The following is a 12,414-nucleotide window of genomic DNA, read 5'->3' on the forward strand; positions in this document are numbered from 1 at the left end:
GTGTTATCCGATGGCGCGGGCGTCCGCGGCGAGATGTTTCAGATGGGTGTGCCAGTGCTCGGCGATATCAAGGCGCGTCGGCACCCAGACCTTGTCGTGACTCATGATGTAATCGAGAAACCGCGCCAGCGACGCCGCACGGCCCGGCCGACCAACGACGCGGCAATGCAGGCCCACGGTCATCATCTTCGGCGAGGTCTGGCCTTCGGCGTACAAGACGTCGAACGAGTCCTTCAGGTAGGTGTAGAACTCGTCGCCGCCGCCAAAGCCCTGCGGGTTGATGAAGCGCATGTCATTGGCGTCGAGACTGTACGGGATCACCAGATGCGGCTCGTTCGGTCCCTTGATCCAGTACGGCAGGTCGTCGGCATAGGAATCGCAGAGATACTTCAGCCCGCCGGCTTCCATCAGCAGGCGCATGGTGTTGATCGAGCCGCGCCCGGTGTACCAGCCGAGCGGCGCGGCGCCGGTGGCCTGCCTGTGCACCCGGATCGCCTCGGCAATCTCGTGCCGTTCCTCGACCTCGGACATATTCCTGTGCTCGATCCACTTCAGGCTGTGGCTGGCGATGTCCCAGTGCGACTCCTGCATCGCCGCGACGATCTCGGGATTGCGCAGAAGTGCGGTGGCGACGCCGAACACCGTGGTCGGCAGCTTGCGCTCGCCGAACATCCGCCACAGCCGCCAGAAGCCGGCGCGCGAGCCATATTCGAACATCGATTCGATATTGGCGTGGCGCTGCCCCGGCCATGGCTGCGCGCCGAGCACGTCGGACAAAAACGCCTCCGAGGCAGGGTCACCGTGCAGGATGTTGTTCTCGCCGCCTTCCTCGAAATTGACCACGAACTGCACGGCGATGCGGGCGCCGCCCGGCCATTTCGGATCGGGCGGATTGCGGCCGTAGCCGCGCAGATCGCGGGGGTATTCCGTGGTCATCACACCAGCTCGAAACGCACGTCCTGCGCGCCCTTCCACAGCACGGTCTTGCCCATTTCCGGGAGTTTATCGAGGTTGGAGGTCAAGGTGATGAAATGGTTGCCGGCGAGCTGGCCCATCTTGCTGGCGAAGTGCACGCCGCTATAGGCGAGCAGGATCTCGGTCTCGCTGATGCCGCCGGGATACAGGATGATATGGCCGGGCGCGGGGTAGCTGGTGTGATTTTCGTAGCCGACGCCGAAATCGAGGTCGCCGAGCGGCATCCAGACGCCCTCGCCGCTCCAGCGCACGTGGATCGCCTGGCTGACGAACGGCATCGCCTTCTTGAAGGCGGCGACGGTTTTCGGCGCCAGTTCCTCCTCGAATTTGGCGTTGAAGGTGAAGGCGCCGACGTGGACAAGGAGCTGGCTCATAGGGGATGATCTCTTGGGAGTGGCAGGGAATGAGGCAGCCAGATTGCAGCCCGCCGGGCAAGAAGCAAGCCTCATTCCAGCACATGGGGCCGCCCCGCCGAGAGCGGCGGCAGCGCCGGACCGAGCCCGCGGTTGCGACAACTTGGCCGGCCTCCGCGGTTTTCATTGAACAGGTCGCGAGCTAAGGCGTTTGATAGCGGGCGCTCGATGCATGTTGCGGACGATCCCAGCCAGAGGTTTCCATGAGCATTGGACTGATCGCCCTCCTCGATGACATCGCAGGCCTTGCCAAAGTGGCGGCGGCCTCGGTGGACGACATCGCCGGCCAGGCTGCCAAGGCCGGCGCCAAGGCGGCCGGCGTGGTAATCGACGACGCCGCGGTGACGCCGCGCTATGTCACCGGTTTCGATGCCTCACGCGAATTGCCGATCGTGAAGAAAATCGCGATCGGCTCGCTACGTAACAAGCTGCTGTTCCTGCTGCCCGCCGCCCTCTTGATGAGCCTGTTCGCGCCATGGGCGATCACGCCCCTGCTGATGCTCGGCGGCGCCTATCTGTGCTTCGAGGGCGCCGAGAAGGTGGTCGAAGCCGTGATGCCGCACGAGGCGCCTGCCGGCGAGGTGCGGACGCTGGCGATCGATCCCAAGACGATGGAGGACGACAAGGTGGCCGGCGCCATCAAGACCGATTTCATCCTGTCGGCGGAGATCATGGCGATCACGCTGGCGGCGATTCCCGCCGGACCGTTCCTGACCCGCGCCGTGGTCCTCGCCCTCGTCGGCATCGGCATCACGCTGGTTGTCTATGGCGGCGTCGCGCTGATCGTTAAAGCCGATGACGTCGGCCTGGCGCTGGCCAAGAGCGACAAGGCGTCGGCCTGGAGCCTCGCCAAGGCCGGCTTCGGCCGCGCGCTTGTGCTTGGCATGCCCTACTTCCTGCGCGCGCTGGGCGTGGTCGGCACCGCCGCGATGATCTGGGTCGGTGGCGGCATCATCGTCCACGGCCTCATGGAATACGGCCTGCCGCAGATCGAGCATGTCATCAAAGGGCTCGCGGCCCCTGCAGCGGCAGCGGTACCTGCCGCGTCGGCAGCGGTCCACTGGATCGTTACCGCGGCGGGCTCGGGCGTAGTGGGCCTGCTGCTCGGCACCGCCCTTATCCCGGTCGCCAACTATGTCATCGCACCGGTGTGGAGCCGGCTGCGCGGCAAGGCCGCGAAGCCGGGTCACTAGATCGCCTGCGCTGCCCCCGACACGATTCCGCACATCCGGATCGAAACGGCTCGCCGTCGCGCATCGAGCGCGACGCCGTTGCAGCGGCCGCTTGCGGCTTCATAGCCGCACAGCAAGCGGCGCGAATCGGTCATAAAGATTGTTACCTGGAGCCATCATGGAATTCACCGCGCTGTTTCTCGCCATTACCGTCGTCATGCTGGCTGCGTGGCGTGGCGCTCGTGCCGTGGCGCTGCCGCTGTTTGGCGCCGTGCTGATCGCCTGTGGTGCGGTCTATCTCCATCATGCGACCGATGTCCTGAAACTGTCATTCTGATGCAGCTTACACCCGCCCGCGCCGTCGCCCTCAATGTCCTGAGCCTCTATGGCGTGGCGCTGATGCTGGCAGGGGCGTTCGCTGCGCAACTGGTGTTGCACGAGCTGCCTTGCCCGCTCTGCCTGCTGCAGCGCGTGATGATCGCGCTGCTCGCCGTGGGTCCGATCCTCAACATCCGCTTTGGCCTGCGAACCAGTCATTACGCCCTGTCGATGCTCGCCGCGGTGATCGGCGCCGTCGTCTCGGGCCGCCAGATCTTGCTGCACATCCTGCCCGGCGACGCCGGCTACGGCACGGCATTGCTCGGTTATCACTATTACACGTGGGCCTTCATCGGGTTCGGTCTGGCCATTGCGCTATTGGCCACCATCCTGCTGTCCGACCGACAATTCGCGCATGACGCTTCGCCGCCCTCGACCGGCCGTTTCGCGACCGTGGCGGTCTGGCTGGTGATCGCGCTGACCGCCGCGAATGTCCTCTCCACCCTGCTCGAATGCGGGTTCAAGAGCTGTGCCGACAATCCGGTGGTGTATGAGTTGCTGAAACGCGCCACCTGAGCGACGTCGCGCTCCGCCACGACGGCCGGCCCAACGAAAAACGGCCGCCCGATGGGCGGCCGTTGAAGAAAGAAAACTATTCGTCGCGATAGACCTTTTCGCGCTTCTCGTGGCGCTCCTGCGCTTCGACCGACAGCGTGGCGATCGGGCGGGCCTCGAGGCGCTTCAGCGAGATCGGCTCGCCGGTCTCCTCGCAATAGCCGTAGGTATTATCGTCGATCCGCTGCATCGCAGCATCGATCTTGGAGATCAGCTTGCGCTGGCGATCGCGGGCGCGGAGCTCGATGGCGCGGTCGGTCTCCGAGGAGGCACGGTCCGCGAGGTCTGGGTGATTGACGTTTTCTTCCTGCAGCGTCTGCAGGGTCACGCGCGACTCACGCAGAATCTCTTCCTTCCAGGCCAGCAGCTTGCCGCGAAAATATTCGCGCTGCCGATCATTCATGAAGGGCTCTTTTTCGGAGGGGCGATAGCTTTTCAACTTGTCCAAGGCCAATCCATTTCCGTGCTAGGCGGCGGAAAGGATCTGCCGCGCCGCAGCTTATATAGCTCCGCCATGTGACAGACAATATCGTCCGGAGCACCTATTTACCGTCCGCCCCCGCTTTCCGGGAGGGAACCACGCAAGCGCCTGCTACTTTAGGCGTGCCGCCGATCAGACCTGGCCGGCCTTGGCGAGTTCGACCTCGACCCGTAGTTCGATCTCTGACAGCACCGAATCAAGTCCGGCATCGCCGGACGATGTCTTGAGGTCCGCCGCCGCGGCGCGAAGCCTGGCGACGGTATTGGCGTCGAACGAACCGGTGAGCATGGCGAGTTTCAGTTCGTCGAGCACATCCAGCGCGCCGCGACCGCGGGCGACCGACTTTTTGCGCCGCTCGGTGGCGTCCTCGACGCCCTGCATGGCCAAAAGCGCATCAAGGCTGTTGGCCGGACGCGGCGCCACGGCGGGGCGGGTCTCGGACGCCGCCGCCGTATCAGGCAGCGAGAATCCGGTCGAGCCGGTGCGCTTCGTGCTCGACGAAGGCGAACCCAGGGTGGTGCCGTTCGGACCATAAATGCGCATCGACATATCCAGCGAATGAAAGGCCGGGTTGGCCGCGCGGAGCGGTTTGCACGCCGGGATCATGACTCGGCAGCGTAAACGGAACCCGCTCCGGAAAGGTCGTCTTTTATGGTTAATCAATCATGAACGACCCGGCAAAATCTGCCGTCGGCGGCAGTTTCGCCGCGGCCCAGACGGCCGAACGCACGCGCCAATTCAGCTAATAATCAGCATTATCAATCGCTTGACCACTCCCGAGGGACTGGCACGGCGCTCGCATAGTTAATGCTGGATCGTCGTCATGGGAGTGGCGACAGGTCCGGCCCAAACCTCAGCGGGGAGCAGAGGATGCCTATCTTACGTTCGGTGCGATTCTGTTGGACAGCCGTTTCGGCGCTTCTTGCGCTGGCGCTGGCCGTCGGCTCGGCGGGGGCGACCTCGCGGATCAAGGATCTCGCCAATATCGAAGGCGTCCGCCAGAACCAGCTGATCGGCTACGGCCTGGTCGTCGGCCTCAACGGCACCGGGGACACCCTCAACAACATCCCGTTCACCAAGCAGTCGCTGCAGGCGATGCTGGAGCGCATGGGCGTCAACATCCGCGGCGCCACCATCCGCACCGGCAACGTCGCCGCCGTGATGGTCACCGGCAACCTGCCCGCCTTCGGCACCCAGGGTACAAGGATGGACGTCACCGTCTCCGCCCTCGGCGACGCCAAGAACCTGATGGGCGGCACCCTGCTCGTCACCCCCCTGCTCGGCGCCGACGGCAATGTCTACGCGGTCGGCCAGGGCTCGGTCGCGATCGGCGGCTTTGCCGCCGAAGGCGCCGCCGCCTCCGTCACCCGCGGTGTGCCGACCGTCGGCCGCATCGCCAACGGCGCCATCATCGAACGCGAGATCGAATTCGCGCTGAACCGCCTGCCCACAGTGCGGCTGGCGCTGCGCAACCCTGACTTCACCACCGCCAAGCGGATCGCCGCCGCCGTCAACGATTTTCTTGGCTCCAAGAGCGCCGAGCCGATCGATCCCTCGACCGTGCAGTTGACCATCCCGCCGGAATTCAAGGGCAACGTCGTCGCCATGCTGACCGAGATCGAGCAGTTGCAGGTCGATCCGGATCTGGCCGCCAAGATCATCATCGACGAGCGCTCCGGGATCATCGTGATGGGCCGCGACGTCCGGGTCGCCACCGTGGCGGTGGCACAGGGCAACCTCACCGTGACGATCTCGGAAGGCGCCAATGTCAGCCAGCCCGCGCCGCTGTCGAACGGCCGCACCGTCACAACCCCGAGCACCCGCGTCGGCGTCAGCGAGGACGGCAAGAAGCTGGCGCTGGTCAAGGACGGCGTGTCGCTGCAGCAACTCGTCGACGGCCTCAACGGCCTCGGCATCGGTCCCCGCGACCTGATCGGCATCCTGCAGGCCATCAAGGCCGCCGGCGCGATCCAGGCCGACATCGAGGTGATGTGATGCTCGCCAACAACTTCAGCCCCTACACGACCGCGCATCCGACCATCAATGGCCGGCCTGACCTGACGCTCACCGACGCGCTGACGAAAGTATCGCCGGAGGTGCAGAAGAAGGCCAAGGCGCAGGCGCAGGATTTCGAGGCGATGTTCCTGAATTCGATGTTTTCGCAGATGACATCGGGCATCAAGGCCGACGGCCCGTTCGGCAACACGGCCGGCACCGGCCCGTGGCGCTCGATGCTGACCGAGCAATATTCGAAAAATTTCGCCAAGGCCGGCGGCGTCGGCATTTCCAACGACGTGTTCCGCACCCTCATCCTGCAGCAAGCCAACCGCGCCGCCTGATCCAGGAACGCCGAAGGACACCGCCATGAACAACGCCCAACGCCAGCCCGAACCCGTCGCCATCGCCGCACCGCCGCCGCCGGCAGCGACCCCCGCCGAGGCCCGCAAGCTTGCCGAAGCGATGATGGAAGTGATGAACGCCCTGCTCGCCGTGATCGAGCGCGAGACCGAGCTGGTGCGTGCCGGCAAGGTGCGCGAGGCCCTGAAGCTCGAGCAGAACAAGAACGAGCTTTCGCGACGCTACATCGCCATGATCACGCTGCTGAAGGCGAGCCAGAAATACCTGGCGCAGACCACGCCCGATCTGTTGTCGGCGCTGCATCGCCACCATGACGTGTTCCGGGCCATGCTGCAGGTCAATCTCACCGTGCTGGCCACCGCGCATGCCGTGTCGGAAGGAATCGTGCGCGGCGTCAACACCGAAATCCAGAAGCGCAACATTCCGCAGACCTACACGGCCATGGGCCGCAACGCGCAACCGGGCCGCGTCAACCGCACGCCGATCGTCGTCAACCGCACCATGTAGTATCGAAAAAGAACACCTTATGGATGCCGGAATACCTTTATACTGACTAAAATCTTCTGGATTTCAGCATCGCTCGATTTACGTGATTGCTACATACTGCCCGCTGGGATAGGGGTCGGGATTGATCTATTGAGGCCAGGAGGGCTGACATGGGTACCGACTTTAGCATCAAACCGGCGGGGGCGCCGGTGGCAGCGCCGCTGGTTAGACCTGCTCCCGAGGCGGTACGCGCAGCCGTGCCTACCGAACTCCCGCCGGACAGGACCGTCGGCGCATCGGATGCTTTACCGCGTCCCGGAGTGTCTCCGAGCAGCAACCGGCAGGTCGACAGCAATCGAATCTCGCAAGGCGTCATCATCGACAAAGACGCTGCAGCGATCGTTTTCGTGTCGATCGACAAGACGACCAACCAGGTCATCAACCAGTACCCGGAACAGTCCCGACTGCGCGCTCGCGCCTATCTGCGCGAGATGGATTCCAAACAGCAGGACCGGCGGATCGAGACCGATCGCACGGCGTGAAGCGCCGGCCTAGCTTCGCTTGGCGTAAGCCGTATCGAGGAAGGTGCTGCCGGTCACCGGATCCGTCACGGCGTTCTTGATAGTCGCCTTGTTGGTGCCCGTCACCTGAACCTTCGTATCACCGATCCGGAACGCATTGTCCTTGATCAGCACCTGCTGAAATTTGACCGTTCCGGCGCTGCTATATTTCACCTGAGCGCGAAACCCGTCGACCTGCAGCACATCGACCTTGAAGGTCTTCTTATTGGCGTAGGTGCCTTCCCAGCTTCCCTTGAACTTGTCGGGATCGACGGCGACGTATTTGCCGGTCGTCGTCGGCACGGCCGTCTTGTAGCCCGCGGAGAGGATGCTCATGATGTCGGCCATCGCGTTGTCCTGCCGATGCGCAACGATCGAAATCGTCGCAAGAAATACCAGCACACACTAAGCAATACGGACCGTTAACGGTCGGTTCATCTGTCGTGCGTGGCGCGAGAGTTAGCCGCGACCGCTGAGGCCGGCGGCGATATTGCGGTTGATGTCGATCAGTGGCTGCAGGCTCTCGACCTCGCGCTTCACCTTGAGGGCGGCGCATTGGCTGAGGACGAAGATGCCGATGTTGGCGATGTTCTGGCGAACCTCGACCGATTGCGGGCTGGCGTTATCCATCGCTTCGCCGAGAAAGATCGACCAGAGCTTGCGGTTGAACATCAGGGCGTCGTCGAGACCCTCGTCGGTCGTGGCCCAGTTGGCCATGACTTCCTGAAGCTTGCGTGCCGCCATCAGCAGCGCCTGCGCCTCGATGTCCCGGGGAGAAGCTGTGGTCTGGGCGGTACGAGCGTAGGCGTTGGCACCTGTCGACATGAATTACCTCAGGAGGTCGTCTTCGCGCTTCATAAGCCCGCGCAATTCTCTAAGAGCCTTGTAAAGAGCGCCACTTAAAATTAGCTTACTCACTTCCTCGATTTGCTCGCGAAAGCTCGGAACCGCCTCGATCAATTCGCCGATGAAACCAAAATAAAGATCCTGGTACTTCGGGATGTCGTTCTCTAGATACATCATCTGAACGCAGAGATAGATCCGCTTCACCGGCGTATTCGCCGTCTCCGGCGTGAGGATATCCTTCTCGCGCAGGATCGGCGCATCGCCATCGATCAGGAATGCGGTGCGGGTATCCGAATTGGTAATGACGCTTTGCCCGATGACAATTCGTTCGAATGGTTTCAGTTCGACTCGCAAGGGCATTCCGGTCTCCTTCTCCCGCGCGACCTCCGGGATTCGAAGCACGGCGGATCGATGATGGGCACCGCACGGCGGTGCATCCTTGTACCATCGATCAGACGTACAGTTGAAGCCAAAAGTGGAAGACGGTGGTGCCGCGCGTGCCCGCCGCGCGACGACGGCGAGCCTCTATGCGGCGCGCGCCTGTCGCGGCACGTCTTGCGTTACCGCAGCAGCTGCAGCACGCCCTGTTGCGCGGTGTTGGCAAGCGCCAGCGCGGAGGTCGCGATCGACTGCCGCGTCGACAGCGCCTGGCTGTTGGCCGCTTCCTCATTGGTGTCGGCCAGCGTCAGGTTCGACGAGCCGGTGCCGAGCACGTTGATCAGGTTCTTGGCAAAGTCCTGACGGATCTGCACGATCGACAGGTTGGAGCCGAGTGCCGAGGCCTGCGAGCGCAGCACGCTGCTGGCGATGTTCAGCGCGTTGAGCGTGCTGTTGGCCGAGGTGTTGTCGAGGAAGTCGGTGCCCTTGGTCATCGCGCGCAGGCCGAGGCCGGCCGGCGTCAGCGTGGTGCCGGCGATGTTCAGCGTCGATTTGCCGGTCTCGTTGAACACCAGCTTGAGCTGATCGCCCGCCAGCAGGTTGATGCCGTTGAACGAGGCGTCCTGCGAGGTCGTGGTGATCTGATCGATGATGTTGTTGTACTGCGCGACCAGATTGGCGCGCGAAGTCTGCGAGGCATAGTCGGTCACCGGCGCGGACCCGGCGAGGCCGTTGAACAGCTTGCCGACGCCGGCGGCGGTGCCGGTGATGGCGCCGATCGTCGATGACGCCGCATCGTTCGACGTGGTGATGGTCATGTAGCCGGTCGGATCGATGACAGCCTGCAGGTTGTTCGGGGCCAGCGCGGCGTTGAGCTGCGCGAGCGTCGAGACCTGGCCGCTGGCGGTGCCGAACGTGATGTTGCTCGCCACACTGGACGAGTTGGTTGCCGCGATCGACAGCGTCAGCGCCGGCGGCCCGCCGAGCGCGGTCGGGCCTGCGGTTCGTGCGCGGGACACCGACGTGCCCAGTCCAAGCCCGGCCAGCGCGGTTGTATTCGAACTCGTGATCGTCAAATCCGACGCCGTACCGGTGTGCAACGTGATGGCGCCGGCAGTGACGCCCGAGCCGGTGCCGCCCGACAGCGTATCGATCTTTGCCAGCAGCGTGGTAACGCTGTCGGTGATGTTGATCTCATTGTTGCCCGAGGCCGCCGAAGCCTTGAAAGTCAGGCTCTGGCCGTTCACGGTGATGGTATCGCCCGCTGCAAAGCTGTTCGCGACCGAGTCGGTGTTGGCGCCCCCGGACAGCAGCGTCGCACCGGTGATGGCGGCGGGCACCGTTAGCTTGTTGTTGGCGGCGGTGCCGACATAGGTGTTGTCGAGCTTGGCGGACGTTCCCAGAATGTTGTCAGCCGTCGCGCCGGGATTGATCGGCGTCGTGATGGTCGACTTGGCGCCATAGCCGACCGGAATCTGCAGCGTCTGGTTTGCGATCGACTTGGCGGTATCTACCAGCTTCTGCAGCGAGGTGATGCCGGTGTTGGCCGCCTGCAGCACCTGGACGCCGTTGCCGATACCGTCGAGCAGATTGTTGATGTCACCGGAGCGGCTGTCGAGCGCGGCTGCGGTGAAGAAATTCGTGGGATTGTCGAGGGCGCTGTTGACCTTCTTGCCCGTCGATAGCCGGTTCTGGGTGGTCGACAACAGTTCTGCCGTGTTTTGCAACGCGAGCAAATTCTGACGAACGGACGCCGAGAGAACGATGCCTGACATGTTGTAACCTTCCTGATCCTCGCGGCACGTCGACCTTCAGTCGCGCGACGCTTGCAAACGTCCAAGGCGAAGGAGATCGCCACGACGCAGCCGGTGATGTTGACGCCCTTCTGGAAGAGGGATCTCGACGCATCCCTGGGGGATGTCACCGGATCAAACGCGGCCGATTCTCGGCCTGCCTGCTTCCTACTTAGCCCGACTATGAGCAGGCACCCTTTAATTTATGGTTAACAGCTCCTTAAGCGCCCGCAGATACTGTCCCAAAACGGCAAAAGCCCGGAAAGCATTGAGCTTTCCGGGCCTCTCAGCGGTATATCGCTACGAAAAAGGCGGCAGGGTTTCCCCTGCCGCCTGGTCTTGGTTGGTCTGAGTCGCCGAGATCAGCGCAGCAGCTGCAACACGCCCTGCTGGGCGGTGTTGGCGAGCGACAGCGCGGACACCGCGATCGACTGGCGGGTCGACAGCGCCTGGCTGTTGGCCGCTTCCTCGTTGGTGTCGGCGAGCGTCAGGTTCGACGCACCGGTCTGCAGCACGTTGATCAGGCTCTTCGAGAAGTCCTGACGGATCTGCACGACCGACAGGTTCGAACCGAAGCTCGAGGCCTGCGAGCGCAGCGTGGTGGAGGCGGTGGTCAGCGAGGCAAGGGTCTTGTTTGCCGCCGCGTTGTCGGTGAAGTCGGTACCCGCCGTCAGCTTCGACAGGCCGAGACCGCCGGGGCCGAACGAGACGCCGGAGATGCTGAGCTTCGAAGTGCCGGTTTCGTTGAAGGTCAGCTTCAGGGTGTCGTTGTTGAGCAGGTTGACGCCGTTGAAGGACGAGTCCTTCGCCGTCGTTTCAATCTGATCGATCACCTGGTTGTACTGGGCGATCAGGCTGGCGCGCGTCGCCTGCGAGGTCGGATCCTTGACGGCGTTGACGACGCTCTGGCCGTTGAAGCCGACAGTGGAAGTGGTCGACGCAGTACCGCCGACGGTGCCGATGTTGGCCGAAGCCGCATCGTTCGTGGTGGTGATGGTCAGCTTGCCGGTCGTATCGATGCTGGCCTGCAGGTTGTTCGTCGACAGAGCGGTGTTGAGCTTGTCAAGCGTATCGACCTGGCCGGCGGACGTGCCGAAGGTGATCGAGGAAGCGGTACCGCCGCCCGTTGCACCGATTGTCAGGACCTTGCCCTGCAGAGCCGGAGCAGAACCAGCCGTACGGGCCTGCGTAACACCGGTGCTGAGACCAAGAGCAGCCAGCGGCGCTGCAGCGGAACTGGTGATCGTCAGGTCCGAAGCGGTGCCGGTGTTGATGACCAGCTTGCCAGCCGTCACGGTCGAACCCGTTGCGCCGGTCAGACCGTCGATCTTTCCGAGCAGCGCAGTCACGTCGTCGGTGATGTTGATTTCATTGGCACCGGAAGCACCCGAAGCCTTGAAGGTCAGCGTCTGGCCGTTGACGGTCAGCGTGTCGTTGGCGGCGAAACTGGTCGTCAACGAGTCGGAGTTGGCACCGCCGGACAACTTGGTCGCACCGGTCAGCGTACCGGGAGTGGTCAGGTTGTTGACGGCGGCTGCGCCGGTGAAAGCGGCAGTCGTCGGAGCGCCAGAGGGGCCGAGCAGGTTGGAAGCAGTCGCGCCGGTGGTGGCGAGGCTGGTGATCGAGGACTTGGTGTAGCCCACCGTGGTCTGCAGCGCCTGGTTGGCGATCGACTTGGCGGAGTCCACGAGCTTCTGGATCGAGGTGATGCCGGTGTTGGCGGCCTGCAGGATCTGCACGCCGTTGCCGATACCATCGAGCAGATTGTTGATGTCGCTCGAACGCGAATTCAAGGACGAGGCGGTGAAGAAATTGGTGGGGTTGTCGAGCGCCGAGTTGACCTTGTTACCGGTCGAGAGGCGGTTCTGGGTTTCTGACAGAAGCGATGCAGTGGACTGCAGCGAGAGCAGGTTCTGGCGGACTGCAGACGTAAGGGTAATGCCGGACATAATTGAGTACCTTCCTGGTATTCGAAACGCGCCCTTCTTGGGCACTGAAGGTACGATGCGACTACAAAAA

17 protein-coding genes are annotated in these 12,414 nt (G+C 63.3%); 7 read left to right on the forward strand and 10 right to left on the reverse strand.

The features are described from left to right. Positions 1–3: 3 nt before the first annotated feature. Together puuE and FNL56_RS19725 are read right to left on the reverse strand one after the other, a co-directional pair. Positions 4–936, reverse strand: coding sequence for an allantoinase PuuE (puuE, locus tag FNL56_RS19720; protein ID WP_168202973.1), 933 nt, complete (start codon positions 934–936; stop codon positions 4–6). Continuing rightward, the gene (locus FNL56_RS19725; RefSeq protein ID WP_143574667.1) at positions 936–1,349 is read right to left on the reverse strand and encodes a DUF3830 family protein; all 414 of its coding nucleotides are present in this window, start codon (positions 1,347–1,349) and stop codon (positions 936–938) included. The genes puuE and FNL56_RS19725 overlap by 1 nt, the downstream gene beginning before the upstream one ends. 242 nt (positions 1,350–1,591) lie before the next feature. On the opposite strand from FNL56_RS19725, the gene FNL56_RS19730 reads away from it, so the two are divergent. After that, a complete protein-coding gene (locus FNL56_RS19730; protein ID WP_143574668.1) occupies positions 1,592–2,581 on the forward strand; it encodes a DUF808 domain-containing protein in 990 nt (329 codons plus the stop codon). Here FNL56_RS19730 and FNL56_RS27815 read toward each other — a convergent pair. After that, entirely contained in the window at positions 2,578–2,715 is a 138-nt protein-coding gene (locus tag FNL56_RS27815; RefSeq protein ID WP_168202974.1) for a hypothetical protein, read from the reverse strand. The two genes, FNL56_RS19730 and FNL56_RS27815, sit on opposite strands and share 4 nt — an antisense overlap. Before the next feature lie 23 nt (positions 2,716–2,738). On the opposite strand from FNL56_RS27815, the gene FNL56_RS27820 reads away from it, so the two are divergent. Together FNL56_RS27820 and FNL56_RS19735 are read left to right on the forward strand one after the other, a co-directional pair. Continuing rightward, entirely contained in the window at positions 2,739–2,897 is a 159-nt protein-coding gene (locus FNL56_RS27820) for a DUF5993 family protein (protein WP_168202975.1), read from the forward strand. Next, positions 2,897–3,454, forward strand: coding sequence for a disulfide bond formation protein B (locus tag FNL56_RS19735; RefSeq protein WP_143578135.1), 558 nt, complete (start codon positions 2,897–2,899; stop codon positions 3,452–3,454). Before FNL56_RS27820 ends, FNL56_RS19735 begins: the two co-directional genes overlap by 1 nt. Before the next feature lie 76 nt (positions 3,455–3,530). Here the strand turns inward: FNL56_RS19735 and dksA are convergent, their stop codons facing one another. Further along, positions 3,531–3,896 carry an RNA polymerase-binding protein DksA gene (dksA, locus tag FNL56_RS19740; protein ID WP_246660730.1) on the reverse strand — a complete coding sequence of 122 codons (366 nt, stop codon included), beginning with the start codon at positions 3,894–3,896 and terminating at the stop codon, positions 3,531–3,533. A gap of 210 nt (positions 3,897–4,106) precedes the next feature. Next, a complete protein-coding gene (locus FNL56_RS19745; RefSeq protein WP_143574671.1) occupies positions 4,107–4,517 on the reverse strand; it encodes a flagellar assembly protein FliX in 411 nt (136 codons plus the stop codon). Positions 4,518–4,844: 327 nt separating this feature from the next. Here FNL56_RS19745 and FNL56_RS19750 point away from each other — a divergent pair, with 327 nt between their 5' ends. From FNL56_RS19750 to FNL56_RS19765, 4 genes are all read left to right on the forward strand, one after another. Beyond that, positions 4,845–5,969 (forward strand): flagellar basal body P-ring protein FlgI, encoded by a 1,125-nt coding sequence (locus FNL56_RS19750; RefSeq protein ID WP_143574672.1) that lies wholly within the window; start codon positions 4,845–4,847, stop codon positions 5,967–5,969. After that, the gene (gene flgJ, locus FNL56_RS19755) at positions 5,969–6,313 is read left to right on the forward strand and encodes a flagellar assembly peptidoglycan hydrolase FlgJ (RefSeq protein WP_143574673.1); all 345 of its coding nucleotides are present in this window, start codon (positions 5,969–5,971) and stop codon (positions 6,311–6,313) included. Before FNL56_RS19750 ends, flgJ begins: the two co-directional genes overlap by 1 nt. Positions 6,314–6,338: 25 nt before the next feature. After that, positions 6,339–6,839: a hypothetical protein gene (locus FNL56_RS19760; RefSeq protein ID WP_143574674.1), complete on the forward strand. Its 501-nt coding sequence runs from the start codon at positions 6,339–6,341 to the stop codon at positions 6,837–6,839. A gap of 149 nt (positions 6,840–6,988) precedes the next feature. After that, the gene (locus tag FNL56_RS19765) at positions 6,989–7,360 is read left to right on the forward strand and encodes a hypothetical protein (RefSeq protein ID WP_143574675.1); all 372 of its coding nucleotides are present in this window, start codon (positions 6,989–6,991) and stop codon (positions 7,358–7,360) included. Positions 7,361–7,369: 9 nt separating this feature from the next. Here FNL56_RS19765 and FNL56_RS19770 read toward each other — a convergent pair whose 3' ends face one another. The 5 genes from FNL56_RS19770 to FNL56_RS19790 all read right to left on the reverse strand — a co-directional run bounded on the left by FNL56_RS19770 (position 7,370) and on the right by FNL56_RS19790 (position 12,344). Continuing rightward, a complete protein-coding gene (locus FNL56_RS19770) occupies positions 7,370–7,726 on the reverse strand; it encodes a hypothetical protein (RefSeq protein ID WP_143574676.1) in 357 nt (118 codons plus the stop codon). A gap of 111 nt (positions 7,727–7,837) precedes the next feature. Beyond that, positions 7,838–8,203, reverse strand: a complete 366-nt coding sequence (gene flaF, locus FNL56_RS19775) for a flagellar biosynthesis regulator FlaF (protein WP_143574677.1) — start codon at positions 8,201–8,203, stop codon at positions 7,838–7,840. Positions 8,204–8,206: 3 nt separating this feature from the next. Beyond that, entirely contained in the window at positions 8,207–8,584 is a 378-nt protein-coding gene (gene flbT / locus FNL56_RS19780) for a flagellar biosynthesis repressor FlbT (RefSeq protein WP_143574678.1), read from the reverse strand. Between the two features lie 200 nt (positions 8,585–8,784). Then, complete coding sequence (locus tag FNL56_RS19785; RefSeq protein ID WP_143574679.1) at positions 8,785–10,377, reverse strand: flagellin N-terminal helical domain-containing protein; 1,593 nt, start codon at positions 10,375–10,377, stop codon at positions 8,785–8,787. 380 nt (positions 10,378–10,757) lie between these two features. Further along, the gene (locus FNL56_RS19790; RefSeq protein WP_143578136.1) at positions 10,758–12,344 is read right to left on the reverse strand and encodes a flagellin N-terminal helical domain-containing protein; all 1,587 of its coding nucleotides are present in this window, start codon (positions 12,342–12,344) and stop codon (positions 10,758–10,760) included. Positions 12,345–12,414: the final 70 nt, after the last annotated feature.

This window comes from Tardiphaga sp. vice304 (assembly GCF_007018905.1).
In the GTDB taxonomy this organism is placed as follows: domain Bacteria; phylum Pseudomonadota; class Alphaproteobacteria; order Rhizobiales; family Xanthobacteraceae; genus Tardiphaga.

Excerpts from the sequence above, each read along its gene's own strand:
- puuE (WP_168202973.1), bottom strand. The coding sequence starts at position 936 with ATGACCACGGAATACCCCCGCGATCTGCGCGGCTACGGCCGCAATCCG.
- FNL56_RS27820 (WP_168202975.1), top strand. The coding sequence starts at position 2,739 with ATGGAATTCACCGCGCTGTTTCTCGCCATTACCGTCGTCATGCTGGCT.
- FNL56_RS19725 (WP_143574667.1), bottom strand. The coding sequence starts at position 1,349 with ATGAGCCAGCTCCTTGTCCACGTCGGCGCCTTCACCTTCAACGCCAAA.
- FNL56_RS19785 (WP_143574679.1), bottom strand. The coding sequence starts at position 10,377 with ATGTCAGGCATCGTTCTCTCGGCGTCCGTTCGTCAGAATTTGCTCGCG.
- FNL56_RS27815 (WP_168202974.1), bottom strand. The coding sequence starts at position 2,715 with ATGACCGATTCGCGCCGCTTGCTGTGCGGCTATGAAGCCGCAAGCGGC.
- FNL56_RS19750 (WP_143574672.1), top strand. The coding sequence starts at position 4,845 with ATGCCTATCTTACGTTCGGTGCGATTCTGTTGGACAGCCGTTTCGGCG.
- FNL56_RS19760 (WP_143574674.1), top strand. The coding sequence starts at position 6,339 with ATGAACAACGCCCAACGCCAGCCCGAACCCGTCGCCATCGCCGCACCG.
- FNL56_RS19735 (WP_143578135.1), top strand. The coding sequence starts at position 2,897 with ATGCAGCTTACACCCGCCCGCGCCGTCGCCCTCAATGTCCTGAGCCTC.
- flbT (WP_143574678.1), bottom strand. The coding sequence starts at position 8,584 with ATGCCCTTGCGAGTCGAACTGAAACCATTCGAACGAATTGTCATCGGG.
- FNL56_RS19730 (WP_143574668.1), top strand. The coding sequence starts at position 1,592 with ATGAGCATTGGACTGATCGCCCTCCTCGATGACATCGCAGGCCTTGCC.
- FNL56_RS19745 (WP_143574671.1), bottom strand. The coding sequence starts at position 4,517 with ATGCGCATTTATGGTCCGAACGGCACCACCCTGGGTTCGCCTTCGTCG.
- flgJ (WP_143574673.1), top strand. The coding sequence starts at position 5,969 with ATGCTCGCCAACAACTTCAGCCCCTACACGACCGCGCATCCGACCATC.
- FNL56_RS19765 (WP_143574675.1), top strand. The coding sequence starts at position 6,989 with ATGGGTACCGACTTTAGCATCAAACCGGCGGGGGCGCCGGTGGCAGCG.
- FNL56_RS19770 (WP_143574676.1), bottom strand. The coding sequence starts at position 7,726 with ATGGCCGACATCATGAGCATCCTCTCCGCGGGCTACAAGACGGCCGTG.
- FNL56_RS19790 (WP_143578136.1), bottom strand. The coding sequence starts at position 12,344 with ATGTCCGGCATTACCCTTACGTCTGCAGTCCGCCAGAACCTGCTCTCG.
- flaF (WP_143574677.1), bottom strand. The coding sequence starts at position 8,203 with ATGTCGACAGGTGCCAACGCCTACGCTCGTACCGCCCAGACCACAGCT.
- dksA (WP_246660730.1), bottom strand. The coding sequence starts at position 3,896 with ATGAATGATCGGCAGCGCGAATATTTTCGCGGCAAGCTGCTGGCCTGG.